Annotated in this window: 27 protein-coding genes and 1 riboswitch; of the genes, 17 read left to right on the plus strand and 10 right to left on the minus strand. The window is 44.2% G+C overall.

The window, feature by feature from the left end:
* Window positions 1-102: 102 nt before the first annotated feature.
* Entirely contained in the window at window positions 103-1,656 is a 1,554-nt protein-coding gene (locus AAFP14_RS13445) for an adenylate/guanylate cyclase domain-containing protein (RefSeq protein WP_341732754.1), read from the minus strand.
* A 117-nt stretch (window positions 1,657-1,773) separates the two neighbouring features.
* On the opposite strand from AAFP14_RS13445, the gene AAFP14_RS13450 reads away from it, so the two are divergent.
* The 7 genes from AAFP14_RS13450 (at window position 1,774) to petJ (ending at window position 6,323) form a co-directional block, all read left to right on the plus strand.
* Window positions 1,774-2,004 (plus strand): hypothetical protein, encoded by a 231-nt coding sequence (locus tag AAFP14_RS13450; RefSeq protein WP_341732755.1) that lies wholly within the window; start codon window positions 1,774-1,776, stop codon window positions 2,002-2,004.
* A 98-nt stretch (window positions 2,005-2,102) separates the two neighbouring features.
* On the plus strand, window positions 2,103-2,930 hold the full coding sequence (locus AAFP14_RS13455) for a prepilin peptidase (RefSeq protein WP_341732756.1): 828 nt from the start codon (window positions 2,103-2,105) through the stop codon (window positions 2,928-2,930).
* A 147-nt stretch (window positions 2,931-3,077) separates the two neighbouring features.
* A complete protein-coding gene (gene accD / locus AAFP14_RS13460) occupies window positions 3,078-4,028 on the plus strand; it encodes an acetyl-CoA carboxylase, carboxyltransferase subunit beta (RefSeq protein ID WP_341732757.1) in 951 nt (316 codons plus the stop codon).
* A 344-nt stretch (window positions 4,029-4,372) separates the two neighbouring features.
* Entirely contained in the window at window positions 4,373-4,564 is a 192-nt protein-coding gene (locus AAFP14_RS13465; RefSeq protein WP_015178341.1) for a hypothetical protein, read from the plus strand.
* 151 nt (window positions 4,565-4,715) lie between these two features.
* Window positions 4,716-5,204 (plus strand): photosystem II cytochrome c-550, encoded by a 489-nt coding sequence (gene psbV, locus AAFP14_RS13470; RefSeq protein WP_341732758.1) that lies wholly within the window; start codon window positions 4,716-4,718, stop codon window positions 5,202-5,204.
* 155 nt (window positions 5,205-5,359) lie between these two features.
* Window positions 5,360-5,860, plus strand: a complete 501-nt coding sequence (gene psbV2, locus AAFP14_RS13475) for a photosystem II cytochrome PsbV2 (protein WP_340519044.1) — start codon at window positions 5,360-5,362, stop codon at window positions 5,858-5,860.
* Between the two features lie 124 nt (window positions 5,861-5,984).
* Window positions 5,985-6,323, plus strand: a complete 339-nt coding sequence (gene petJ / locus AAFP14_RS13480) for a cytochrome c6 PetJ (protein ID WP_341732759.1) — start codon at window positions 5,985-5,987, stop codon at window positions 6,321-6,323.
* A 299-nt stretch (window positions 6,324-6,622) separates the two neighbouring features.
* Here the strand turns inward: petJ and AAFP14_RS13485 are convergent, their stop codons facing one another.
* Entirely contained in the window at window positions 6,623-7,015 is a 393-nt protein-coding gene (locus AAFP14_RS13485) for a hypothetical protein (RefSeq protein ID WP_341732760.1), read from the minus strand.
* Window positions 7,016-7,198: 183 nt separating this feature from the next.
* On the opposite strand from AAFP14_RS13485, the gene AAFP14_RS13490 reads away from it, so the two are divergent.
* The 3 genes from AAFP14_RS13490 (at window position 7,199) to AAFP14_RS13500 (ending at window position 8,695) form a co-directional block, all read left to right on the plus strand.
* The gene (locus tag AAFP14_RS13490) at window positions 7,199-7,471 is read left to right on the plus strand and encodes a hypothetical protein (protein WP_293178736.1); all 273 of its coding nucleotides are present in this window, start codon (window positions 7,199-7,201) and stop codon (window positions 7,469-7,471) included.
* A gap of 11 nt (window positions 7,472-7,482) precedes the next feature.
* Entirely contained in the window at window positions 7,483-7,833 is a 351-nt protein-coding gene (locus AAFP14_RS13495) for a clan AA aspartic protease (protein WP_341732761.1), read from the plus strand.
* A gap of 103 nt (window positions 7,834-7,936) precedes the next feature.
* On the plus strand, window positions 7,937-8,695 hold the full coding sequence (locus AAFP14_RS13500; RefSeq protein ID WP_341732762.1) for a hypothetical protein: 759 nt from the start codon (window positions 7,937-7,939) through the stop codon (window positions 8,693-8,695).
* 125 nt (window positions 8,696-8,820) lie between these two features.
* Here the strand turns inward: AAFP14_RS13500 and AAFP14_RS13505 are convergent, their stop codons facing one another.
* Both AAFP14_RS13505 and AAFP14_RS13510 read right to left on the minus strand, forming a co-directional pair.
* Entirely contained in the window at window positions 8,821-9,060 is a 240-nt protein-coding gene (locus AAFP14_RS13505) for a hypothetical protein (protein ID WP_341732763.1), read from the minus strand.
* A gap of 31 nt (window positions 9,061-9,091) precedes the next feature.
* Window positions 9,092-9,322, minus strand: a complete 231-nt coding sequence (locus tag AAFP14_RS13510; protein WP_341732764.1) for a hypothetical protein — start codon at window positions 9,320-9,322, stop codon at window positions 9,092-9,094.
* Between the two features lie 163 nt (window positions 9,323-9,485).
* Between AAFP14_RS13510 and AAFP14_RS13515 the strand changes: the two genes are divergently transcribed.
* A complete protein-coding gene (locus AAFP14_RS13515; RefSeq protein ID WP_472851050.1) occupies window positions 9,486-10,499 on the plus strand; it encodes a CHAD domain-containing protein in 1,014 nt (337 codons plus the stop codon).
* Window positions 10,500-10,620: 121 nt separating this feature from the next.
* Here the strand turns inward: AAFP14_RS13515 and AAFP14_RS13520 are convergent, their stop codons facing one another.
* The 4 genes from AAFP14_RS13520 to AAFP14_RS13535 form a co-directional block, all read right to left on the minus strand.
* Entirely contained in the window at window positions 10,621-11,118 is a 498-nt protein-coding gene (locus tag AAFP14_RS13520; protein ID WP_341732766.1) for a 2TM domain-containing protein, read from the minus strand.
* A 142-nt stretch (window positions 11,119-11,260) separates the two neighbouring features.
* Window positions 11,261-12,835 (minus strand): hypothetical protein, encoded by a 1,575-nt coding sequence (locus tag AAFP14_RS13525; RefSeq protein WP_341732767.1) that lies wholly within the window; start codon window positions 12,833-12,835, stop codon window positions 11,261-11,263.
* A 52-nt stretch (window positions 12,836-12,887) separates the two neighbouring features.
* Window positions 12,888-13,724 (minus strand): cyanoexosortase A, encoded by an 837-nt coding sequence (crtA, locus tag AAFP14_RS13530; RefSeq protein WP_341732768.1) that lies wholly within the window; start codon window positions 13,722-13,724, stop codon window positions 12,888-12,890.
* A gap of 257 nt (window positions 13,725-13,981) precedes the next feature.
* On the minus strand, window positions 13,982-14,653 hold the full coding sequence (locus AAFP14_RS13535; protein WP_341732769.1) for a PEP-CTERM sorting domain-containing protein: 672 nt from the start codon (window positions 14,651-14,653) through the stop codon (window positions 13,982-13,984).
* 347 nt (window positions 14,654-15,000) lie between these two features.
* On the opposite strand from AAFP14_RS13535, the gene AAFP14_RS13540 reads away from it, so the two are divergent.
* The 5 genes from AAFP14_RS13540 to AAFP14_RS13560 all read left to right on the plus strand — a co-directional run bounded on the left by AAFP14_RS13540 (window position 15,001) and on the right by AAFP14_RS13560 (window position 21,859).
* Window positions 15,001-17,355, plus strand: coding sequence for a thioredoxin domain-containing protein (locus tag AAFP14_RS13540; protein WP_341732770.1), 2,355 nt, complete (start codon window positions 15,001-15,003; stop codon window positions 17,353-17,355).
* A gap of 91 nt (window positions 17,356-17,446) precedes the next feature.
* A riboswitch (cobalamin riboswitch) is annotated at window positions 17,447-17,592 on the plus strand.
* Window positions 17,593-17,614: 22 nt separating this feature from the next.
* Window positions 17,615-18,025, plus strand: a complete 411-nt coding sequence (locus AAFP14_RS13545; protein ID WP_341732771.1) for a DUF1636 domain-containing protein — start codon at window positions 17,615-17,617, stop codon at window positions 18,023-18,025.
* A 260-nt stretch (window positions 18,026-18,285) separates the two neighbouring features.
* On the plus strand, window positions 18,286-19,320 hold the full coding sequence (cobW, locus tag AAFP14_RS13550) for a cobalamin biosynthesis protein CobW (RefSeq protein WP_341732772.1): 1,035 nt from the start codon (window positions 18,286-18,288) through the stop codon (window positions 19,318-19,320).
* A gap of 311 nt (window positions 19,321-19,631) precedes the next feature.
* The gene (locus tag AAFP14_RS13555; RefSeq protein WP_341732773.1) at window positions 19,632-20,603 is read left to right on the plus strand and encodes a CobW family GTP-binding protein; all 972 of its coding nucleotides are present in this window, start codon (window positions 19,632-19,634) and stop codon (window positions 20,601-20,603) included.
* Window positions 20,604-20,743: 140 nt separating this feature from the next.
* Window positions 20,744-21,859, plus strand: coding sequence for a WD40 repeat domain-containing protein (locus AAFP14_RS13560; RefSeq protein ID WP_341732774.1), 1,116 nt, complete (start codon window positions 20,744-20,746; stop codon window positions 21,857-21,859).
* Here the strand turns inward: AAFP14_RS13560 and AAFP14_RS13565 are convergent.
* Both AAFP14_RS13565 and AAFP14_RS13570 read right to left on the minus strand, forming a co-directional pair.
* Entirely contained in the window at window positions 21,819-22,133 is a 315-nt protein-coding gene (locus AAFP14_RS13565; RefSeq protein WP_341732775.1) for a hypothetical protein, read from the minus strand. The two genes, AAFP14_RS13560 and AAFP14_RS13565, sit on opposite strands and share 41 nt — an antisense overlap.
* Before the next feature lie 145 nt (window positions 22,134-22,278).
* Window positions 22,279-23,403 (minus strand): peptidylprolyl isomerase, encoded by a 1,125-nt coding sequence (locus tag AAFP14_RS13570; protein WP_341732776.1) that lies wholly within the window; start codon window positions 23,401-23,403, stop codon window positions 22,279-22,281.
* A 229-nt stretch (window positions 23,404-23,632) separates the two neighbouring features.
* Here AAFP14_RS13570 and efp point away from each other — a divergent pair, with 229 nt between their 5' ends.
* Window positions 23,633-24,193: an elongation factor P gene (gene efp / locus AAFP14_RS13575; RefSeq protein WP_341732777.1), complete on the plus strand. Its 561-nt coding sequence runs from the start codon at window positions 23,633-23,635 to the stop codon at window positions 24,191-24,193.
* The last annotated feature ends 25 nt before the right edge of the window (window positions 24,194-24,218 follow it).

A 24,218-nucleotide genomic window follows, 5' to 3' on the forward strand; every position in this document is an offset into this window, starting at 1 on the left:
TGGTATCTTGCTTTCATTTTTACTGGCTGTTTACTTGCTCTATTATACCATGACTGACTGATAGAATAAGGACAATTAAAGCCGTCCTATAAGGACGGGGCTTTAGACCCATTTCTTTGGTAAAGCAAAAATCGGAGTTAGAGCCGATTTGCCCTTGAGAGCAACAGCTCCCAAAGCCTCGCAATTGAATTCTAAGCCGATCGCCTCAAACACCCTTTCGCTAATCAAAATTTCGTTTTCCCCAGCCTTGGTCATCAATCTAGCCGCCGTATTCACCGTATCTCCCAAAACATTAAACTCCCTGCGACCACGGGGTTCGCCAACCTCAGCAGCAAACACTGGCCCCTGGCACAGCCCTATTTGACAGCTTACTTTGACGGCTTGACCGCCGATAATTGGCGGCTCCAAAGTTGCGATAATCTCTCGTATCGCCAAAGCGGCGCTAGCGGCGCGACAAGCATCATCCCGATGAGCGTCGGGCACGCCAAAATAGATCAGCATATCGGAACCGTTCAAGTGGGCGGTTACTTTTTGCAAGACGCCTGCTTTTGCTGATACTACGGCATCGATCGACGCAAAAACCCTCGAACAACCTAGAATCAGAGCTACTTCTTCCTCCGGTGAAGCTTTGTCGATGGACTCCGGTAAGCCGACTAAATTGACAAACATCACCGTTGGTTCAGGAAAATCAGGGGGAATTTTGCGCCTGTTAGCATTTTCTACCAGTAGTCTCAGAATCGGCTTGGGGATATAGCTAGCAAGGGGTTCAACCCGGTTGAGAGCTTCCTGGATTTCGCTCACTAGGCCCGCAATGCTGCGATCGAGCAATACCGAACTCGGCATCCGCCGTCTAGTCAGAGTAATATCATATTCTCCTAGTAGATCCTCCGTCAGATCGTCCACCACCAAAAAATAACCCGCTGCTCCTGGTTCAAACCGAAATTGCTCTCCCAAACACAAACTCGAAGTAGTCGTCAAACAGACCCTTCCCACAGTTCCAGAACCCTCAGCTTGCTTGGCTTGCTGGACTGAATGACCAAGCAACACATGAGCCATCCGCATTGGCGTACCGATGTCCGCACTAATGTAACGGCCGCAGTGGATACCCACTCGCATCCTCAAAGACAAAACACCCCGTGGGGTTTCAATACGCGCAAATTTAGCCATGGCTCGCTGCATTCGCAAACCAGCACGGACGGCCCTAGCTGTATCCTCTTGGTGAATGCCGGCCAGGAATTGCACTAACATCGCATCTCCGGTAAACTCCAGCAAATCTCCCCCAGACTTACTGACAATTTCGATCATCGAGGCAAAATAGTCGTTAATCACCGCCAGTAAGGTTTCAGCTCCCTGGCGTCCCAGGGCCGCATTTGCTTCCAATAAGGATGTAAACCCTGCTAAATCGGTGAACAGTAGTGTCCCTTCTTGCCATTGGTAGCTCACTTCCCCTGGATTGGGAGGAGATTCCGACACCTGTTTGGGTACGTAGTCGTGAATTATGTATCGGAGAGTACGTAGATGCTCGAAGACCCCCATTAGTGTCGCTGGCGACGAATCTACCCAGGCGGAGGTGTACAGTGAGGCTGGGAGCAGCCCTCGTAGTCGCAATTCAATCTCTGCCAAAGGAGGATTGTAAGTTAATTTATTAATTTCCACCTAGTTTATTGTTAAAAAATAAGGTAAGTTTGAGCGATCTAGTGGCGACACCAATAGCTAGACCTATACCATTATGGTAAGTTTCCAGTGATAGAATACCAGTCCTGCCCAGAACCTATGAGAGAAACTTCCGATAGTTTCAGGTTACTTGCTCCCGATTTGATCCGAGTAGCTCGATCGGTCTTGGGTCTATATCTCACAGTTCATTCCGATCGCCTACAACGTCCGGCTGGTGTTGTTGTCTGTCAAGGAAGCGATCGAGGTCAGTTGATTTTCACTTCGCAGCCAATTTTGTTGCCAGGTGAACGTTTTGTTACTTTTGAAGAGATTGAATCGCAAATGTATTAGTTATTAGTGATTGGTGATTTGTTATTGGTTATTGGTTATTTGTTGTTGGTTATCTTTGGGCTAACTCTACCTCATTATTTATTAGTGATTTGTTGACTATGGACATCATCTTTAATTGTCTTGTCTCTGCTATTGTATTTGCTTTGGGTTCGGCGATCGGTAGTTTCTTGAATGTGGTAGTTTATCGCTTACCTGCGGGTTTGTCCGTGATACATCCTCCTTCTCGCTGTCCCAAATGCTTGAATCAGCTTCAATCTTACGAAAATGTACCTGTTTTTGGTTGGCTGTGGCTACGGGGACGCTGTAAGTATTGTCGCAGCCGGATTTCTCTACGGTATCCCTTGGTCGAAGCGGCTACGGGTTTGCTGTTTTTGCTGATTTTCTGGCACTTTGGACTCACAGTACACACTCTGGGGTTTTGGGCTTTTTTTAGCTGGCTTTTGGCTTTGTCTTTGATCGATCTCGATACCATGACTTTGCCTAATTCTTTAACTCGATCGGGTTTAGTGATGGGGCTGGTTTTCCAAATCGCTAAGGGTTGGTGGCCCATATTTAGTCCGATCGACTCAGTAAACTATCTGGTACTCGACGGTATCCTAGGAGCCGTGGTGGGGCTGTGGCTGTTTGACATCATTGGTTTAGCCGGTGCCATCGCCCTTGGCCAAAATGCGATGGGGGCTGGCGATACCAAATTGGCTGCTTTGATGGGAGCTTGGCTAGGATGGAAATACTTACTGTTAGCGGGCTTTCTCGCCTGTGCTACCGGGGCTTTTGCTGGCGGCGGGGCGATCGCCCTGGGATTGCTCGATCGACGCCAACCCATGCCTTTTGGTCCATTTCTCGCTCTCGGTGCAGCAATTACAGTTTTGTGGGGCGAAGCGATCTTATCTACTTACTGGCAATTGTTTTTTATGAAGACGCCGTGAAACAGTGGTACAATGGTCAGTTGTTTATTGTCAATAGTCATATATAGGTTATGAATTATTAGTAGCAGCTAACAAATAACAAATAATAAATAACCTATAAACACAGTCAACAGTCAACAGTCAACAGTTAACAATTACTAAATTTTAATGTCTCTATTTGATTGGTTTGCAAATCGAAGAAAATCAGTACCGAACTCTCAAGAACGGCCGGAACGAGAAATTGCCGACGGGCTTTGGAATAAATGCGAAGTTTGCGATGCGCTCAGTTACACCAAAGACCTGCGAGCAAATCAAATGGTTTGCTTGGAATGCGGGCATCACATGAGAGTTTACAGCGACGACCGCATTGAGCAGTTGATCGATGCCCATACTTGGATGCCCATTAATGAAGGACTCCACGCCACCGACCCCTTGAAATTTCGCGATCGCAAAAAATATAGCGATCGGCTCCGAGAATTTCAAGAAAAAACAGGCCACCTAGACGCAGTAGAAACAGGCATCGGCAAACTCGAAAGTTTCCCCATCGCCCTCGGAGTCATGGAATTTCAATTCATCGGTGGCAGTATGGGTTCCGTTGTCGGAGAAAAACTGACTCGCCTCATCGAATACGGAACGCGGGAACAGCTACCCGTCATCATTGTCTGCGCTTCCGGTGGAGCCAGAATGCAAGAAGGAATGCTCAGCTTGATGCAAATGGCGAAAATCTCCGGTGCTCTGGAACGCCACCGCGAAGCCAGACAGTTGTACATCCCAATTTTGACTCACCCGACGACCGGCGGTGTCACCGCGAGTTTTGCCATGCTGGGAGACATTACCATTGCCGAGCCAAAAGCGACTGTAGCCTTCACCGGCGGCCGGGTGATCGAGCAAACTCTGCGGGAAAAGTTGCCGGAGAACTATCAAACTTCCGAATACTCCTTTGCCCACGGCTTTGTAGATATCATCGTCCCTAGGACTCAGCTCAAGAAAACCCTGGCTCAGCTAATTAGTCTTCACCGGCCCCAAGCTTTATTGGCTCCCTCAGAATTAGAGCATCACACACCAATAGACAGCCACGCTTTTCCCGCACAGACTCATGCTTTCAAACTTTCACCCTAAGCATCAAGCCCCTCCTGATGCTCTGTGAGTTCGAGCAGCCGCTTCTGATGTTCATTGTTCATAAGGACACCGCAGTGGGATGATATTGATTGGAAGTTGATTGACTAAAAAGCTGAACTGAGCAAAAATGCCTACTGGCTGTTAGAACTTAGTTGGCTCTGACAGACTCAATCTGAACTCAGGCGTTGTCAATAGCAGTAAATAGCCCCAGGGCTAATCCTGCATTTAACGATCGCTCTGGCGTTCTATAAACCTCAGAACAAACTAACAGCGCTTGGTGAAATTATCCAGATTTCAGTTAAGAGCGATTAACCCCATTTTTACCCGTCAGCGACCTAAAAACTATGGGTTTTGCAGACCTGTCCATCGCAGAAATAGCAGAGGACTTCAACGTCCCTGTTGAAGACGTGATCCGCTTGTGCGACGAGTTAGAAATTGCATACAAGCACCCTCAAACCCGTTTGGCCCTAGAGGATGTTAAGGCAATTATGTCCGCTCTGGAAAAAAGGCGCGACTCAAAACTTCTTGCAGATTAGATTGATGCCATAATTCCCTTACCTTTGAAGGTACAACCGCATCAACTGTCACCAGTTTTTCCCGGCGGTGGAATCTTGAACAGCAATCTGTGTGCTAGCTCCTCCAAAAGAGCATTCAATACTTTCCCCTGATTTTTTTTTAAGGAGAACCATGCTTAAAAGATATTTCATTGCTCTGACTGCTTTATTCATGACTTTTCAATTCTTTGTCAGCAGTGCGATGGCAGTAGAACTCAGTCCTCAACTACGCACCGTGACATTAGATGAGAAAGGCACTCCCGTAGTGCTGAGCCTCAAACAGGTTCAGGAAGGCAAACGGTTGTTTAACTCAGCCTGTGCTCAATGTCACGCTGCTGGCATGACCAAAACTGACCCGAATTTGAACTTGAGCCCTGAAACTTTGGCTTTGGCAAATCCACCCCGTAATAATATTAAGTCGCTGGTTGACTATATGAAAAACCCCACGACTTATGACGGCTTTGAGGAAATTTCTGAGCTGCATCCGAGCATGAAAAGCGCAGATATTTTTCCTGAAATGAGAAATCTTTCGGATGATGATTTGTACGCCATTGGTGGTCACATTCTGTTGCAGCCAAAAATTGTAGGAACCCAGTGGGCTGGTGGTAAAGGCGCTCGCTAATCGATTTTAAGAAATTTTAGATTTGAGATTTTGGATGGGAAGGGGGCTAGAGTTCGGCAAAATTAATTGTTGTTCCCTGGTTGGCTTCTATCGAAAATCTCAAATCTAAAATTTACCCTCTCCTTATTTAATATCGCAAAAAGTTGTAGGCCCTCATGCTGCGTCGTGGTGTTTTTGTCTGCTTTCTGTTAGGAATTTTGGTGATTTTGCCGATGGTGCTGCTGGCACCTCAACCTGTTTTGGCTGCTGCTGATTCCTATGTGACTCGCTATTTAAAAGTCAGCGAACCTGTGCCACTGGAATTGGATGCTGAGGGACACACTCGATTATTTTCGGCTGAGGATTTGTCTGCCGGCAAGCGGTTGTTCGAGCAAAATTGCCTCAACTGTCACGTCGGAGGAGCGACTTTGCCAGATCCGACTATCTCTCTATCTTTAACGGCTCTCCAGGGAGCAACCCCTCCCCGCAAGGACATCAATAGTTTGGTAGCCTATCTGAGACAACCAATGACTTATGACGGTAGTGAGGAAACTTTTTGGTGCCGCCAAGTACCCGAAAGCTGGATGTCCCAGACTCAGATTGAAGATTTGGCTGCTTTTGTGCTTCGGGCCGCTCAAAAGGCTCCCGGATGGGGTATTGATAATCTGGAGAGTTGAATCGCCAGCCCAAAGTGGTTAACTACTAGAAAAATCGCGATCGCTACTAAGTGTTTGTGGGTGACTAAACAGGTAAAATAACTGAAGAATCACCATTAACTGTGTCCATTAGAGGAGAACTACGTTGAAAAGACTCTTATCGATCGCTCTGTTAGCGTTGGCAATTTTTACTGTCGGCTTCGGCAGCCCTGCTTTAGCTGGAGATGCGGCTAACGGAGCTAAACTCTTTAGCGCCAACTGTGCTGCTTGTCACGTCGGTGGTGGCAACGTGGTTGTGTCTGCCAAAACCTTGAAATCCGCAGCTTTAGAGAAGTACGGCATGAATTCTATCGAAGCTATTACCACTCAGGTAACAAAGGGCAAAAATGCGATGCCTGCTTTCGGTGGTCGTTTGAAGCCTGCACAAATTGAGGATGTCGCAACCTACGTTCTCGAACAATCTGCCAAAGACTGGAAAGGCTAAACTGCTTGTCTGGACGGACTTGATTTAACCTAAAACTTGTCTTTTCCATCGCGCCCTCTCTCACCCTTTGGCGCATAAATGTCGGTTTGAAGCTATCTTAACCTTTTTGGGAAAGTATGCAAGAGATCGGATTTTTATGTGCCCAAGGGCGGGGGAGGGACATTTTATGGGAGATTTTAAATTGGACAGTCCTAGACCCAACTGTCACAAGGGTTCTATAGGACGGGTGACGGGGCGCAAGGCGATCGCCTCAGTGGCAGTAACCCGGTTTCTGAAGCCTCACGCGCCTAGTCCAAGATTTAAGCTGCTGTAGCTGCTGGTAAAGGTTCAATTTCGTCGGGCTTGGCATGACGGCGGGGGTCATCAAAATCCCAAGCAAATAGCCAATCGGGGTCAGCGTTACCGCAGCCGATCGAATATATTTGGCTGTGTTTGAAATGCTGGAAAAAATCCTGACATTTTTCATCGGTCATCAGCGATTCATCTAGTGGCAAGTCGTGAATTAGGGCGTATAAATCAAATTCGTTGCGTTCTGGATTCCATTGATAGCGCAGTTCTGGACTGTAACCTAGTTCGATGAGTTTTGTCAATGCTGCATCGGGGTTTTTATAGTTGTCTAAATGAACGCGGTTCAGGGAAACAACTACTTGTACGTGGTGGTATTTGGCTGGCGCTAATTGATATTGGGTCATCGGTTTTTCCTTTTTTTATCATCACAAGTGTAATAGCTTCTTCCGGTTACATCTTATTATGGGTTAGAGTTGCTTTTCAGAAAATAAAACAAATTTACGGAATTAACCGCAACGATCGCCCTGCTTGTCCGTGCGCTATCATGGAGGGATTCACAGAAAAGCCTAGCGATCGGGAGTCAACCTATGCAAGCAATCCTTTTAAGCCGTGAAGAAGTTGCGAAACGTGCCAAGCAATTGTATGAAAGCACCATCCGCGAAAAGGTAGAAGTGGAAAAGAACATCGGCAAGATGGTAATCATCGACATTGAGACAGGTGATTATGAAGTCGATAAAACTGGATTGCAAGCCTCCCGTAACCTTAGCAAGAAGCACCCAAACGCTAGACTATTTGGTATTCGTATTGGATATAACGTTGCTGTCTCATTTGGTGGTGTCATGGAGCGTGTATACAAGTGATTTCAGGGATTGTGACAAATAGACACGCAACAGTAACGCTGACTTTCTTGCTATCGAATGGCTCAAGCATCCCTATTGAGTTTGTGATAGATACAGGCTTCACTGGGGAATTATGTCTTCCTCTAGAAGCTGTTTTATTGATGGGCTTAACCTTTAGACACGACACTCCTGCAAATTTGGCAGATAACAGTGAAGTCTTGCTACCAGTTCACGAAGCGATCGTCCTTTGGGATGGTGAAGAGCGAGAAGTCCTTGTCATTGCGACAGGAAGGCGACCTTTACTTGGAACTGCCTTGCTGGATGAGCAAGAACTTGTTATTCAGTTTACAGAAGGTGGGTTGGTGACTATCGATGAGTTGTAGCTGTCGTCAAGGTTGCAAGTACGCGCTATCGAAGCTATTAAAATTGCCTAAGTTTACAAGATCGTGTTACTTTGTTTTGTTGAGTCTTCGGCAGCAAGAGATCATGAAAAACAAGTCTGAATCTGGGCAAGAAAGTCAATTATCTAAACTTGGAGTGTTAGAGGAACGTATTACTGCTCTAGCCTTCTTTGAAGGTAATATTTCAGAGTGGATATCCGATACTTGTCACTTATTAACAAGTATTTTTGGAGAGTCACATCACAGTATCAAAGATATATCTCTAATCTTGAAATCGATAGAATACGATCCTCCGGGTGAACTAGCATCGGATTTATATCCCCAGGATGAGTGGGTGAAAGTCAAAGAGCGTATCGTGGAAATTCTTCAAATTTGCCGACGAGAATTAGAGATTATGTCTGCTCAATTTTCTCAAAGTCCGATGGCTAGTTCGACTAAGAGTTTTGGATATGTAAGCGCAACACGGATTCAGGAGCTAAAGTCAATAAAATCGAAGCGAGTTGATTTGACAAAATTAATAAGACTGTGCGAGGAACTTAATATTGCTCATGCTAATGAACTTAACCTGGCTACAGCAATGCTTCTAAGGGCAATATTAGATCATGTTCCTCCAATTTTTTCTAAGGCTTCATTTAAAGAAGTAGCTTCGGGGTATGGTGGAAAAAGTTTTAAGGATACAATGCAACACCTTGAAAATGGAGCCAGAAAAATAGCAGATTCTCATCTTCATGTTCAAGTTCGGAAAAAAGAAGTCCTTCCTACTTCTTTACAAGTTAACTTCTCTCAGTATCTAGATGTTTTGCTTGCAGAAGTGATTGCTATTCTGCAAGCTGAAGAAGCATAACAATCCGCACCATCGAGCGCACCAATAGCTAACCCGGACATGATATTACACGCAAAAAACTGCAAAAAACCAGGTTTCTTGAAGAAACCGGGTTTTTAAAGTATTCGATTTCAATCGATCGACAATTACTTGACGCTAGAAATGCCAGTCAAACTGCTATTCGTTAGCGGGTTAATCGGACTTGCAGCCGGAGTAATTAAGAGGCTGTTGTCCTTAGCAGCATTCGCAGTTGGGATAATTGAACTATTAACACTCGCCGCTTGCAAAGGCAGAATTGGCTGACTTTGAGCGCTAGTGAGAGAAGTCAACAAGCTCTTTGTGTCGTAGATGAGAATGTCATCGTCGGTTTCGCTAAAGCTGTTCATGGTTGGGATTGAACCGCCATTTAGCAAGATGTCATTGGTCGTTGCCACAACCGCCAGAGAGTTCGTCGTCGCCGGTGCCCCCGTAGATTAGGTCGGTGTCTCCTTTTCCGTAGAGTTTGTCGTTGCCGTTGAGGGTATCATCGCCAGCTTGGCTTAAAAGTACCGAATCATGGGTATTTTCGGGATTTAAGGGCGATCTTTTAAGTACAGAACTGTAGCAGTTGCGTCCAGGATTGTTTGAGATTGAAGAATTCTTGAACAATTGCTAAATGCTGATTAGTGAGAAATTGTCAAGGGTTTTATATTAAGATTTATGTGGCGGCGGAGTCATAAATTTTGGTTGTGTGCTACGATGTAAACCCTTTATTAGAAAAGCTTTGAAATCTCTATTAAAGCCGATCGACACTCTGGAATCTACATCTACCATGAACGTAAAAAAAACAGCTAAAGTTAAAGCTCAAGTTAAGACTCTCGGAGACGCTGCTGCTGGGGCGATCGAGAAATATTTCCACAAAAGTATAGCCCACGAAGCTGAAGTTATCAAAGACAAAGATGCCGAAGAACTTCACCAAATGCGAGTCGGAATGCGTCGTTTGCGATCGGCTGTGACTGGTTTTGCTCCAGTTTTAGATTGGCCAAAAGAGGCCAATGAGCACAAAATTGGTAAAGTGGGACGGATACTGGGAACCCTCAGAGATTTGGATGTGATGCTCGACAGTCTCCAAAACCGATATTACCCGAATTTGTCGGCTGAAGAACAGGAAGTTTTGGATCGAGTTTTGTTGAATTTACTCAAGCAGCGACGGCGCGCCTTGAAAGGGGTGAGGGCGGTTTTAGGACACAAAAGTTATCAATTGCTGAAAAAGGCGATCGAAAATTGGTTGGAAAAACCGCAGTTTCAGGCGATATCGAATTTGCCAATTGCTGAGGTTTTGCCAGATTTACTGTTACCTCAAGTTAGTGAATTTTTCCTGCATCCAGCTTGGCTGTTGGGCACGGAATATCTGGATGGGAAAGTTAAAGTTTGTGATGATTTGAATGCTGAGGCTGTCGAGGAAAAGTTGGCCACAGAGGGAACTATCCTGCACGATTTGCGGAAGCAAGCTAAGCGAGTTCGCTATTTGATGAATCTGTTTGGAGAATTTTACGGCGAGACTTATGAAGCTTATGTAGAGGATGTGAAAGCTATTCAAGAATGTTTGGGCGATATTCAAGACAGTGAAGTTTTAGGCGATTTTCTGACAGATTTTGTGGATAGCGAACTGCAAACAGAGTTGCCGATACTTGCTGGAATTTTATCAGAAAATCGCTACGCAGCTTGGCAAAAATGGCAGATTTTGCAGCGCAAGTATTTGAATTCGGAAACTCGTCAAGGTTTGCGATCGCTTTTAATTAATCCTGTGGTTGGAGATGCTGCTAAGAGCGATTCGGCGCACTAATTTTAATGGTTTTGTAGTTGTGCTGGGGCGCAACTACAAGCAACGGATAAGTAGCTCGTTATAATTAAAAGTAAGATGCTCTAGAAGCGATACGCTACCCTCTACTTTAATAATGAACTTTTCACGACTGCAACCACTTCAAAAACTTATCCGCAGCAGTACCAAGAGACTCTCCTACTTGTTTTTTTAACCGCCACCGCCCAAAGGCCTGTTCATAATCATCCCCTTCAGTTTGATACACATTCCAAGCATTCAGAGACAATCCCAACCCCCAAGTTAGTAGAATAAAAAGTGACCAAGAAAGTTCGTGACTTCCTGCTAGATTTAGCAACACTAAAAAAGTATTGATGATACCGTACTTCGTTACATTTTTCTGTAATTGGCGCTGGCGATAAGCATTAAAAGCTATTTTTTCTGTAGATTCTCCTCTATGGGCTAGCCATTGCTGTTCCGCCGCCACAATATCCTGTTCCGAAATGCCCAATTCCGCTGCAATCTCGAACAACTGCACTCGCGAAAGTTCTCCGTTTTCCTGTTTTTGGGCGATCGCAATTTGCAGAATAGCTTGAGCATCCTCTGAACCGTAAACTTGACTTATTTGACTGTCATTAGTTGCCATAACGACTTTCCTATAATTTCCGACGTTATTTCTATCATACCTATAACCGCAGTTAAACCACAGGTAGCAATAGGTGGCGGATTTCAACACCCTTTTCGGAACAGGCAAGAGGCTTGTTGCCAATAGAAACACAATATCAATCTTAACCCAAAGTATACATCCAGCCATCCCTGGCGCAAATCCTCACAATTCCATCCCAAACTACAGGCGTCGCCTCAAAGGATAAACCCGGTTTAAATCTCCCTGATTCCTTTACCTGCAAACGGTAAAACTCACCTTTAGCATTTTTCAAAGCATTTTTATCCCCAGACTTCGCTCGTTCCCACTTCAAAGTAAACAAATAAACACCATTATATCCCGCAGATATCAACTTATTCCCATCGGTAAATATCGGAGTCGAAATCGAAGCGCCAATATCTTTTTTAAACACGATAACAGGAGTATCGTAAGACTGATTTCGCCAAGGTACAAAATTCTTTTTACCTGTAACCATACCTTGAGAACCGATGTACAAATTACCATCGATCGCATTCGTCGCAAAAATAGCCGGAAACCCCCCTGGATTGTACTCATCATTCAATGCCACCGAGCCGATTATGCCACCTTCCCAGCCAGAAAGTCGGCGATTTCCCGTAGGCAAAAACCATTCTACACTGGCATTCGGTTCCTGATTGGGATTAAGCTTCATAACTCCGCCGTTGCCTTGAATGTATTGTTTTTCTATAGCACAAAACAGTTTGCCAGATTTAGAAATGACGACGCTCCCATCCAAATCAGAACCAGTATAAAAATCCCAGACAATCTTTTTATTTTTAACATTAATGCCATAAATATGACCAGAACCAGCAGCGATAAATATTCGGTCTTTAAGTCTAGATGGCGATGATTCTGCGACCAAATTTCCGCCATGCTTGCCGATATCTGTCGCTGCATAAAGCTGTACTTCTGACAAGATATTTGGCTGCTTAATTCCTTGTGTAATTTTCGCCTTACTTGTTGAACTGTCGAGAAAATAGCCGATCGCATTTTCCCCCGCATTGAACAACACCCCATCGCCCAGATACAAAGCACTACTATCATTATCCTGACTGTAGCTGGGAGTTCTCCTGATATTCAATTTCCAAAGTTCCTTACCGGTTCTAAAAGAGATTGCCCGAAAACTAGGTACAACACTTTTGCCACCACCACCGCTGCGGCTACCTTGTAAAATCACAATTTTGTTTTCAGGACTCGCTTTTTTATCGATATAAATAGTAGATGACCCTTTAATTACATCATCAAATTCATAGCGCCAAACTTCCTGGTTATTACTGAGGTCTATTTTTCTCAAATTGTGGTCAAAACTACCTATAATTAAATAAGTTTTTCCTCTGTCTCTGATGATTGTGGGCTGTCCAGTCCAACCCGCACCGCTCCAAATTTGCGATCGCCTTCCGAGAAAAGTGCGCCCACTTCCCAGTTGAAACTTGTCGATTAACTTCAAACCTTTCGGAACACCTCTACCATAAAACCTGCGTTGGTCGTTACCTAAAAAAGTTGGAACTAACAATTCTATTTCTGGGTCTATTTTGGCTAATAAATTATTAACTTTATTTTCAAACGAAGCTTGATTTGAGGATTCAGCTTGGCACTGTTTGAGAACATGAGGAGGAACCACAGCACTCAGCAAAAATTGTAGCAGCCGTTGATTGAACGTTCTCCGAGATGACAAACTCATTTTAGCTCCTGAGCATCAGTCATAATATTAAAACACGATAACTGGAAACAAATTATTTTCTCGAACTTTCAGGAATTTTGCTATCTTGTTTCAACATAAATTGATAAAATATCCCAAACAAAATCACCGAAACCATACCCACCACTAAAGAACCTTCACCTTCATGCCAATATTTAAACAAATCTAGACGATGAGATGCAACTAACAATGCCATTGCAGCCACTCTAAAAGCATTAATAATAAAACCACAAGCGACAGCCACACCTATTACCAAAGCTTTATTTTGTTTAGTAGAAAACATCAACAAACAAACTACGGATAAACCTAATAAGTAATTCATTGCCTCGAACCCCGAACATCCCTCATCTACAAACACCCTGCCTGTCTCCAAAGCAATATAATTACCCTCACGTATTACATTAAAACCAAAATACCACAAAATAACATGAGCAAACTTAGCAGTAAACGAGGTAAGAATACCCAATAAAGGTGAGGTAATTACACTGGGGATGCCATGAAAAAATAGTATTACCAATTCACGCCAATATTTTTTTAAATTCCGAAAACCTACCGCAATCAAGCCCAGACTTAAACCAGACAAAAAAGGTGCTATTCTTAAAAAATGATCGAATTTACTGGAAACTATAGCACTTTTAAATAAAATAAAAGCTATTAAGAGCGTTCCTAATACTCTTGCTAATAGATCGCTTTTTCCCTCATCCTCTTTGAGAATATGCTGCTTGTCCCAAAGTAGGGAACCTACAGCCAACCAAAAAACTAAACTCATATAAAAATGAGCAATATCCCCAAGTTTCCAAAGGAGTGTCATATTCAGGGTTACTAAACCTGTGGCGATAATGGTTAGCCCAAAAAGTTGTTTTTTGAACATTCTGATATTAGTTATTAGTTGATTGATTAGATTATACAAAATTTACGCAATGCCTACGCGGCTATGTCGTTCGCAAGTGTTAGGACAAATTTTAAACTAACCGTCTAACTGTCCATACTAAGTCAGTGTTATTATATCATGTCCTTTAACTGAAGCTATAAAAAGCCTGGTTTTTTGATAAAACCAGGTTTTTAAAGCTATCTAAAAATAATCATTGTGGCATCAAGCCATGAGGAAAAACCAGTGAAAACGATCGCCTATTCCGATTTTTGAGCCTCACTGCGTTGCTTTTTGAACATAGCACCAAAACCAACAGCAGCTCCAGCAGCAAGCATTGTTAAAGGTTCGGGAGTATTTTGAGTGTTGTCAATGCTGCTGACAAAAGTATCGCTACCACCATTAATACCCTGGACGTGCAACCCTAATCTGAGAGTACCTGCATTCAACGCAGAAACTACGTTATTGTAATTTCCAGCAAAACTCAATCCCAAAACCTCACCTGTTTGGACACCGTTTGAAGCCGCACCTTGTTTAGTAGCTGCAAAATCAGTAGACCAAGGCATACTAAGGTTCGCACTTTGTGCCATATTAGCAGTTCCATTATCTTCAAAATTAACCGTACCAGTATTACTAGAATTAATTCCAAAAGCGCTTAATAAATTGCTATTAGAACCTGTGTCAAAGTAAACGGAACCAATAAATATGCCAGCGACAGATGTATTATTATTGGCTATTTTGAAGATGACGTTATCTGAGCCACCATCTGCAACATTAAAGCTAAAGTCATTAACATAAGCATCTCCAACCGTATTGTCACTAACTATATTACCAAAGCTGAAAGCACTAGCAGGTGCTGCGGATACTGCACTAAGACTAGCAACACCGACAACAGTTAAAATAGATTTGACTAAAGTTAATGGGGATTTCATGGTTAACACCTTTATGTTTTTGTTGACTGGAATCATGTTGTTTCCACTTCTTATTTTCAATATACACAGAACTCCTGGCTAACGCAAGTAGATTGTGTGAAGATTTGATGAAGGTTGGAAATCGGATGATTGACAACCAAAATTCTAGATCGGTCGCCATACTTAGGTGTTTGAGCGTAAGTACACTGGCACTAAAACTAAGATGATAAAGTTATTTTAAATTAAAATTGGATAATCAGCCATAATATTAAAACATCGCAGTCCACCACAACTAAACTAAAACATCTAGCGCTATATTGCTATATAACTGATAAGCTGACTCAGTACAAACTAAATTAGATTAGATTATGGTCAACCGTCTTGCCCAATCCCAAAGCCTTTACCTGCGAAAACACGCCGAAAATCCGATCGACTGGTGGCCCTGGTGCGACGAAGCCTTAGATACCGCCCACAGCCAAAATAAACCGATTTTCCTGTCCATTGGCTACTCTAGCTGCCACTGGTGCACGGTGATGGAAGGGGAAGCATTCTCTAATAACGCGATCGCCCAATACATGAATTCCCATTTTATTCCTGTCAAAGTCGATCGCGAAGAACGCCCGGACATCGACAGCATTTATATGCAAGCACTGCAAATGATGACCGGTCAAGGCGGTTGGCCACTCAACATTTTTCTCACGCCAGACGAGCGCATTCCCTTCTACGGTGGCACTTATTTCCCCGTAGAACCGCGCTATGGACGACCTGGTTTTTTAGAAGTATTACAAGCAATTCGCCGTTTTTACGACCTAGAGAAAAGCAAATTACAAGCCTTCAAATCAGAAATTTTAGGCAACCTCGAACAGTCAGCGATGCTGTCAGGAGTAACCACAGAATTAAGTAACGAAATATTTCAAAAAGGCGTAAAAACTAACACCGCAGTTATTGCCACTGGCAATCGAGCTCCCTGTTTTCCGATGATGCCCTATGCTGATTTAGCCTTACGTGGAACGCGATTTAACTGGGAATCTGAATACGATCGCCAACAAGCCTGTGCTGGGCGCGGGTTAGACCTGGCATTGGGAGGTATTTACGACCATGTTGCCGGCGGATTTCACCGCTACACAGTCGATGACACCTGGACAGTACCACACTTTGAAAAAATGCTCTATGACAACGGTCAAATTGTTGAGTATTTAGCAAATTTGTGGAGTGCAGGAATTCAAGAACCGGCGTTTCAAACTGCGATCGCCGGGACCGTAGAATGGTTAAAACGGGAAATGACCGCACCTACAGGCTATTTTTATGCTGCACAAGATGCTGACAGTTTTACCCCCCCAACCCCCCCTTACCAAGGGGGGGCAGAAAATTTAACCCCCCCTTACCAAGCAGGGGCAGAAAATTTAACCCCCCCTTACCAAAGGGGGGCAGAAAATTTAACCCCCCCTTACCAAAGGGCGGCAGAAAATTTAACCCCCCCTTACCAAGCAGGGGCAGAAAATTTAACCCCCCCTTACCAAGCAGGGGCAGAAAATTTAACCCCCCCTTACCAAGCAGGGGCAGAAAATTTAACCCCCCCTTACCAAGCAGGGGCAGAAAATTTAACCCCCCCTTACCAAGGGGGGGCGACGGGGGGGTCAGAACCAGAAGAAGGAGTATTTTACGTTTGGACTTACAGGGAACTAGAACAAGTTTTGACGGCGGAGGAATTAGTAGAAATTGAACAACAGTTTACTGTTAGTCGCACCGGAAACTTTGAAGGAAAAAATGTATTGCAGCGCCGTTATGAAGGCAAATTGAGTGAAACAGTAGAAACGGCTTTGTCAAAACTCTTTCAAGTTCGCTATGGAGCCCTTCCCCATAATGTCAAAACCTTTCCCCCAGCCCGGAACAATCACGAAGCTAAAAATAATAGTTGGCCTGGTAGAATTCCGGCGGTAACAGATACTAAAATGATTGTAGCTTGGAATAGCTTGATGATTTCTGGTTTGGCAAGGGCTGCTACGGTTTTTGGGAATCAGGAATATCTGGAATTAGCTGTCACAAGTGCTGATTTTATTTTAGAAAATCAGTGGATTGATGGGCGGTTTCACCGATTGAATTATGATGGCAAAGCGGCGGTGATGGCGCAGTCGGAAGATTATGCTTTGTTTGTAAAAGCGCTGCTGGATTTGCATCAAGGGAGTTTGTCATTAGTTACAGAAAGTGACAAATGGTTGCAGAAGGCTGTGGAAGTGCAAGCCGAATTTGATGAGTTTTTGTGGAGTTTAGAATTAGGAGGATATTACAATACTGCTAAGGATTATAGTGGAGATTTGTTGGTGCGGGAACGTAGTTATACGGATAATGCTACTCCGGCGGCTAATGGAATTGCGATCGCCTCTTTGGTTCGTTTAGCGCTGTTGGCTCAAAATTTGGAATATCTCGATCGCGCCCAACAAGGTTTAAAAATTTTTAGCAGTATTATACAAGATGCTCCCCAAGCTTGTCCGAGTCTGATTTCTGCTCTCGACTGGTATCAACATTCTACTTTGATTCGCACGACTCCTGAGTTAGTTTCTGGTTTGATGTCGCAGTATTATCCCACGGCTGTTTTTCAGATTGAGACTGATTTACCGCCAGGAGTTGTTGGGTTGGTTTGTGAGTCTTTCACTTGTAAGGAACCTGCCCAGAGTCGAGAGGGGTTGTTGGTAGAAATTGAGCAAAGTCAAACGCGGGTTTAGAGAATAACGGGCTGTGAATTTATGCTACTAGATATTCAGCCCTTCACCTGAGCAATTTAACTTTTTCCCAAAATGGCGACAAGTGCGGTATGATGTGAAGTTGCGATCGGTTCTAGCGGGGAGCAGCCGCTAGAGGAAACGGGGAAAGTTCGGTGCAAGTCCGGCGCTGTCCCGCAACTGTAATGAAACACAGGTTGTTTCTAAAGTCAGAATGCCCGCCGATATCTAACTCACTTTGGAACGCATCTGCGAGGTACGGATGATGAATGGAATTAATAAGACTGTACGCACCAAGCACAGTCTGTTTGTTTGCACTGCTTGCGCGAGTGTTTGGAAAAATGGCAAGCGAGAAGGCAAAAGTGGCGGCCAACAATTCTTGGAAGACTTGTCGCAACTGGCTAAGGATTGGGAATTTTCGGATGAATTTGAGATTCAAGAAGTTGAGTGCATGAGTGCTTGCAGTCACTCTTGCGCTATATCTTTTGCTGCTGCTGGAAAGTACACTTATCTGTTTGGTGACTTACCTCCCAATGAATCTGAAAGCGTCGAGGCTGTACTGGAATGCGCGAGTCAATACTATGCTAAACCCGATGGTTTGTTGCCTTGGTCAGAACGTCCTCAAGCTCTGAAAAAAGGAGTTATAGCTAAAATTCCGCCACTGGGTAATTAACCTCTTTCTTTCCAGGCTTTGCCCATCAGCGGTAACTAAGGAAACCAATCCGCCACGGACTTAAGTCCCTGGCTAATAGCGAAATTCCTCTGAAGAGGACTCATGAGTTGAAAAAAGTTTGTCTCAGTCCTCTTTAGAGGACTTTAGCTTTGAGGCAGGGACTTAAGTCCCTGCCGGACTGTCGGTTTAACGAATTTCCTGTCAGCAATTGACCTAAAATTGAAAGATCTTCCCTCACACAAAAAAACACAAAATTATCAATGCACAAAATTCCTGTTACAGTCATTACGGGCTTTCTCGGTAGTGGCAAAACCACCGCCATTCGCCACTTATTGCAAAATAATCAAGGCCGTCGCATCGCAGTTATTGTGAATGAATTTGGCGAAGTCGGCATCGACGGCGAACTGTTGCGTGACTGCCAAGTTTGCGATGAAGAAGAAGATGTCAGTACCAATATTTTAGAACTGACAAATGGCTGTCTTTGCTGCACGGTTCAAGAGGAATTTTTGCCCACCATGCAAGAATTATTGAAGCGTCGCGCACAAATTGATTGCATCTTGATTGAGACTTCTGGACTCGCACTCCCTAAACCCTTAATTCAAGCTTTTCGCTGGCCGGAAATTCGGACTGGTGCTACCGTAGATGGTGTTGTGGCTGTGGTCGATTGCGAAGCCCTTGCTAGTGGTAATTTTGTGGGTGATATTGATGCTTTGATGGCCCAGCGACAGGCTGATGATAGTTTAGATCATGAGACGCCGATCGAGGAATTGTTTGAAGACCAGTTGGCTTGTGCTGATATGGTACTTTTGACTAAGGTCGATCGCGTCGATGTTGCAACTCAGAAAAAAGTCCAAACTTGGTTGCAGCAAGAATTGCGTCCTAGTGTCAAAATTGTACCTTGCAAAGGTGGCGAAATTAATCCTGATGTGTTGTTGGGATTTAATGCCGCAGTTGAGGATAATTTGGAGTCTCGTCCCAGCCATCACGACACTGAGGAAGAACACGACCATGATGATGATATTACCTCAACTTACTTTATTGCCGATCGCGAATTTGAACCAGAAGCTTTGGTCAAAAAACTGCAATCGTTGATGCAAAGTCAAGAGATTTATCGGATTAAAGGGTTTGTGGCGGTTCCCAAGAAGCCGATGAGGATGGTGTTGCAGGGTGTGGGTTCGCGCATCGAACATTTTTACGATCGCCCTTGGACACCTTCGGAACTTCGCCAAACCAAATTGGTGTTTATCGGTAGAGAACTCGATCGCGATCGCATTGTAGCGATAATGAGCAATTAATCACCCACGCTGACCTCAGAAACCGGGTTTCTTCCTATATTTCTCCTTCCTGTGGGCAAAACTCGTGTAAACCCGGTTTTTAGCCCCATGGCTGCTGACTTCAGAAACCGGGTTTCTTCCTATATTTCTCCTTCCTGTGGGCAAAACTCGTGTAAACCCGGTTTCTAGCCCCATCGCTGAACACCGAACCAAAAACAGCCTCTGCCTCTACTTCAAAAACTCTTAATATTATTTAATATGCTTGCTACTACCAGCCACGGTGGTGTAAAGTAGTGAAAATGATTATCATTGTAGCGCAATCGAGATAAAGTATGGTGACTACTAGAGCGATCGAATCAGTACCCGTGACCGTTCTCACAGGCTATCTAGGTGCAGGAAAAACCACCCTACTCAACCGGATTTTAACCCACGAACACGGCCAAAAAGTTGCAGTCATCGTCAACGAATTTGGCGAAGTAGGCATCGACAACCAACTCATTATCGATGCCGACGAAGAAATTTTTGAAATGAACAACGGCTGCATTTGCTGCACAGTCCGAGGCGACTTAATTCGGATTATCGGCAACCTCATGAAGCGACGGGACAAATTCGATCACCTAGTCATCGAAACCACAGGTTTAGCCGACCCCGCACCTGTAATTCAGACATTCTTCGTAGACGAAGATATGCGAGATAAATTACTGCTAGATGCCGTTGTCACCGTAGTAGATGCCAAGCACATCTGGCAGCACTGGGACTCCGACGAAGCTCAAGAACAAATTGCCTTTGCCGATGTCATTTTGCTGAACAAAACCGATTTAGTCACCCCAGCAGAATTAGCAGAATTAGAAACGCGGATTCGCAACATGAATGCAATGGCAAAAATTCATCGCACCCGCCATGCTGAAATAGAAATGTCAGCATTGTTAGGAGTAAAAGCATTTGATTTGAATCGAGCCTTAGAAATTGAACCCGATTTTTTAGGCGAACACGAACACGAACACGACGACACAGTAACTTCCGTCGCAATCCAAGAATCCGGCGCGGTTGATGGCAACAAATTTAGCGACTGGATCTCCCAATTGTTGCAGACAAAAGGCCCGGATATCTTTCGGACAAAAGGCATTTTAAATATTGCTGGAGAAGACAGGAGATTTGTATTTCAAGGCGTGCATATGCTGTTTGACGGTAGACCCGATAGACCCTGGAAAGCCAATGAAACTCCGAAAAACGAACTCGTATTCATTGGTCGCAACTTAAATGAAAGTCAATTAAAAGCTGATTTTCATCAGTGTCTGTTTTAACTGGCACCTTGCACCATTTTAAATCAGCTTTTTAAGCACAGGCTTTCGGGCCTGTTCCACACATACACAAATTCATCTGTTGTGGAACGGGTCAGAAAGCGCCTTATTGAGAATACTAGAACATCTCAGATTAAATAAATATGGGTAACAACAACAAAAATAAAAGCGAACTCACTCTGAAATTTCACGCCAAAGAAATGCTGTCAGACTACGTGACTGCTGTTACTTGGTCGCCCGATGGCAAAAATCTAGCAGTCAGTTCCGCCGCCGGTGAAATTATGTTAGGGATTCTCGGAAACATCAATAAATTGTCCTTGGAACCCCTGCAAACAGCAACTGGTAAATCAGTAGATTGCTTGTCTTTTTCTTCAGATAGTCAACTGTTAGCTGCTGGTGGACAAGATGGAAAAGTGCTAATTTGGCACGTAAATTCTGGGAAATTAATTGCTAGCTTGGATAACCAGCGTGTTTGGGTTGATAAGTTAGCTTGGAGTCCTCATGGTCATCAATTAGCTTTCAATATGGGTCGTTCAGTTCAAGTTTGGAATGCTGATGAAAATAAAGTAGAAGTAACCCTGAATTTTGATTCCTCTTCAATCCTCGATTTAGCATGGCATCCTGTTGATAAATATCTGGCAATTAGCGGCTATCAAGGTGTAAAAGTTTGGAACGCGACAGATTGGAATGATGACCCAGACATCTTATCCGTACCATCGGTAACAAGTACAATTTCCTGGTCTCCTTCCGGCAAATATCTAGCCTGTGGCAATATGGATAACACCTTAATTGTTAATGAATGGGGTAACTCGGAACCTTGGGTAATGCAGGGTTTTCCAGGCAAAGTTAGACATTTGGCTTGGTCCGATCGAACTAATTCATTGGGCGATCCTTTATTAGCTGCTGCGAGTTCAGAAGGCATTTCTGTGTGGGAAAGAGAAGCTGATGAAAGTGTCGGTTGGGAAGCTTGGGGATTAGAAGTACATGAAAAAGTAGTCCAGGCGATCGGCTTTCAACCAAATACCTTGTTATTAGCTTCTGCATCAGAAGATAGTCAACTTTGTTTGTGGTACGAAGCACAAGAATTGCTGCAAATTCTTGAGGGTGTCGATGCCGGTTTTTCCTGTCTTTCTTGGCATCCCCAAGGTCAATTCCTCGCAGCAGGTGGCAATAACGGCGAGTTGTTGGTTTGGGAACGAAATTTTTCACCTGCGTTAATCACCATTCCTTCATCGAACTCGGCGGCAAGCGCAACCTAGGAAATCTGTAAAAAGTATCTCCTTCATCATCCACTTCTAAAATCGCCGAAAAAATTTTAACTTGTGCATCTAAGTATTGCTGTGCAACTTGAGCCTCCACCCTAGCGCTAGCCGCCAATTGAATCAGCGAAATTTGACTATTTTGGTTTTCCAATAACTGATAAAAAGCCTCATCTAAGCGTTTTTTTTGTTTGTTTTCATTCAGATTATTAATCACTAATAAACCTACAAATCCACCCATGCCAATTACTAATAAAAATTCTAATAATGCCATATTTTTGCGCTAATTTCTAATTTCAATAACCCAGACATAAACATTATTTACATCTTATAGCCCGCCGGGGCGGGCTTGGTTTGATAACAAGCGATTTAATGCTCCTTCACTTTTGTGTCAAAGCGATTGCAATCGCCGTCATTGATTAAACTTGAGGTCGCAACAAATTTTCCATTCCTTTAATTACCTTAGCAGATACAATCTTGTCTCCCTGCTTCAGTTGATCCAAAACTTCTTTTCCCTCAATCATGTAACCAAAAACAGTATACCGACCGTCCAACAAATTCAGACCAGCAGGGGTCAGTTCAGGTTCAAACAAGAAAAAGAAAAACTGCGAAGAAGCGCTATCTGGTTCAGCTTCCGCACGAGCCATGGCCAAAGTACCATAGGCAGAAAAAGGTAACACAGGTTCGTCGCGATAACGCCCCGCATCTTCTAAAGTAATTCCGTAGATGGGTTCTTTTTCGTCCCTGACGAGGACTTCGAGTGGAATATTGCGGTATTTACCAGTAGCGGGGTCAATAAAACCTACTTCCTTACCTTCAGGGTCTCCTGTTTGTAGCACGTAGGATTCTTCCGATCGAATAAATGGCAAACCATCATAAAAACCTCGATCGACTAAATCTACAAAATTACCACCAGTCACCGGCGCACTGTAACCATCAACCACAACAGTAATTGTCCCCTTCTCGGTTTCTACAGCCACCGTAGCGCGACCCTTGAGTTGAGGCAAATTAGCATATTCTGAAGGAACTTCAAACGGAAACTCCGTCACCATCAACTCTTCGATGTCACCAACCGAACCGAGGATTTTGGCTTTCAAGTCAATCACTTTTTCTCTGTCTTTGGCCTCCACAGCCTCAGACAGTTGTGAAACTCCTTCTTTGACTTTTGCCACTAGAGTTTCGGCTTCGGGCTTTTTCGCGTCGGGAATACTCTTTAAAATATCAGACTCGCGAATGCTGAGAATTCTGGAAGCCTTGCTGACATCGCTACTAATGGGGCCCCAACGTTTAGAGCGTATGTGGTTCCCGATGTCTTCGAGAGTAATTTGCAACTCTCGCACCGTCTGATTGTCAATAGGTAGAGCGTAGCGCAACAGGGCCCGGCCATCGGTAATCGCATTCCCCGCAGGCATACTGCTGCTAGGGCGTTTGGCATGGGATACCGAACTGAAGCTGAGGGAAAAAGTGAATAGCAGGAGTGCTAAGACAGTGGTTTTGAGCCAGCGCTTGCACGTATCGATCGAGAAATTAGACCAATGCAACATAACTTTAACTTTTATGGCCTCTATCATCTTCCCACAGCACTGTCCGCCCTCTAGGGAGAATCAAGTGACAACTCCCCACAGCGATTAACAGATTAGTCAAGCACTTGCTCCCTTTCGACGGTAAAATAAAATGCCAATTGTTTTTTGATGCCGTCAGCTAGACTGCGGTTTGAAGCTGACAGTAGTTCCCCCGTGCCCTTGGGCGACGGGATTGCCTGCAAAAATTTATATGATCTCCAGTAACGACTTTCGACCAGGTGTTTCAATTGTAGTCAATGACGGCGTGTGGCGGGTAATTGAATTCCTCCATGTCAAGCCAGGAAAAGGCTCGGCTTTCGTGCGGACAAAACTTAAAAATGTCAAAACCGGCAACGTAGTAGAACGAACCTTCCGGGCTGGGGAGACTATGCCTCAAGCCAACCTCGAAAAGAGCGCCATGCAATATACCTATAAAGAGGGCGATCAGTTCGTCTTTATGGATATGGAAACTTACGAGGAAAGTCGCCTCAGTTCTCAGGAAATAGGCGATCGGGTCAAATACCTCAATGAAGGCATGGAAGTTAACATCCTGCGCTGGAACGACCAAATCCTCGAAGTAGAATTGCCCAACTCCGTTGTCTTAGAAGTGACCCAAACCGACCCCGGAGTCAAAGGAGATACTGCCACCGGCGGCAGCAAACCCGCCATCCTCTCCACCGGAGCTCAGATCATGGTGCCTCTATTTATTTCGATTGGAGAACGGATTCGGATCGATACTCGCGAAGACAAGTATCTTGGGCGAGAGACATAAATGGTGCTTTGGGGTTGATGCCAGA

This window comes from Microcoleus sp. EPA2 (assembly GCA_020882975.1).
Taxonomy (GTDB): Bacteria; Cyanobacteriota; Cyanobacteriia; order Cyanobacteriales; family Microcoleaceae; genus Microcoleus.

Bases quoted from the DNA above. Each gene is read 5' to 3' on its own strand.
- AAFP14_RS13450 (WP_341732755.1), top strand. From the start codon at position 1,774: ATGAGAGAAACTTCCGATAGTTTCAGGTTACTTGCTCCCGATTTGATC.
- AAFP14_RS13455 (WP_341732756.1), top strand. From the start codon at position 2,103: ATGGACATCATCTTTAATTGTCTTGTCTCTGCTATTGTATTTGCTTTG.
- accD (WP_341732757.1), top strand. From the start codon at position 3,078: ATGTCTCTATTTGATTGGTTTGCAAATCGAAGAAAATCAGTACCGAAC.
- AAFP14_RS13465 (WP_015178341.1), top strand. From the start codon at position 4,373: ATGGGTTTTGCAGACCTGTCCATCGCAGAAATAGCAGAGGACTTCAAC.
- psbV (WP_341732758.1), top strand. From the start codon at position 4,716: ATGCTTAAAAGATATTTCATTGCTCTGACTGCTTTATTCATGACTTTT.
- psbV2 (WP_340519044.1), top strand. From the start codon at position 5,360: ATGCTGCGTCGTGGTGTTTTTGTCTGCTTTCTGTTAGGAATTTTGGTG.
- AAFP14_RS13485 (WP_341732760.1), bottom strand. From the start codon at position 7,015: ATGACCCAATATCAATTAGCGCCAGCCAAATACCACCACGTACAAGTA.
- AAFP14_RS13490 (WP_293178736.1), top strand. From the start codon at position 7,199: ATGCAAGCAATCCTTTTAAGCCGTGAAGAAGTTGCGAAACGTGCCAAG.
- AAFP14_RS13500 (WP_341732762.1), top strand. From the start codon at position 7,937: ATGAAAAACAAGTCTGAATCTGGGCAAGAAAGTCAATTATCTAAACTT.
- AAFP14_RS13505 (WP_341732763.1), bottom strand. From the start codon at position 9,060: ATGAACAGCTTTAGCGAAACCGACGATGACATTCTCATCTACGACACA.
- AAFP14_RS13515 (WP_472851050.1), top strand. From the start codon at position 9,486: ATGAACGTAAAAAAAACAGCTAAAGTTAAAGCTCAAGTTAAGACTCTC.
- AAFP14_RS13520 (WP_341732766.1), bottom strand. From the start codon at position 11,118: ATGGCAACTAATGACAGTCAAATAAGTCAAGTTTACGGTTCAGAGGAT.
- AAFP14_RS13525 (WP_341732767.1), bottom strand. From the start codon at position 12,835: ATGAGTTTGTCATCTCGGAGAACGTTCAATCAACGGCTGCTACAATTT.
- crtA (WP_341732768.1), bottom strand. From the start codon at position 13,724: ATGTTCAAAAAACAACTTTTTGGGCTAACCATTATCGCCACAGGTTTA.
- AAFP14_RS13535 (WP_341732769.1), bottom strand. From the start codon at position 14,653: ATGAAATCCCCATTAACTTTAGTCAAATCTATTTTAACTGTTGTCGGT.
- AAFP14_RS13540 (WP_341732770.1), top strand. From the start codon at position 15,001: ATGGTCAACCGTCTTGCCCAATCCCAAAGCCTTTACCTGCGAAAACAC.
- AAFP14_RS13545 (WP_341732771.1), top strand. From the start codon at position 17,615: ATGATGAATGGAATTAATAAGACTGTACGCACCAAGCACAGTCTGTTT.
- cobW (WP_341732772.1), top strand. From the start codon at position 18,286: ATGCACAAAATTCCTGTTACAGTCATTACGGGCTTTCTCGGTAGTGGC.
- AAFP14_RS13555 (WP_341732773.1), top strand. From the start codon at position 19,632: ATGGTGACTACTAGAGCGATCGAATCAGTACCCGTGACCGTTCTCACA.
- AAFP14_RS13560 (WP_341732774.1), top strand. From the start codon at position 20,744: ATGGGTAACAACAACAAAAATAAAAGCGAACTCACTCTGAAATTTCAC.
- AAFP14_RS13565 (WP_341732775.1), bottom strand. From the start codon at position 22,133: ATGGCATTATTAGAATTTTTATTAGTAATTGGCATGGGTGGATTTGTA.
- AAFP14_RS13570 (WP_341732776.1), bottom strand. From the start codon at position 23,403: ATGTTGCATTGGTCTAATTTCTCGATCGATACGTGCAAGCGCTGGCTC.
- efp (WP_341732777.1), top strand. From the start codon at position 23,633: ATGATCTCCAGTAACGACTTTCGACCAGGTGTTTCAATTGTAGTCAAT.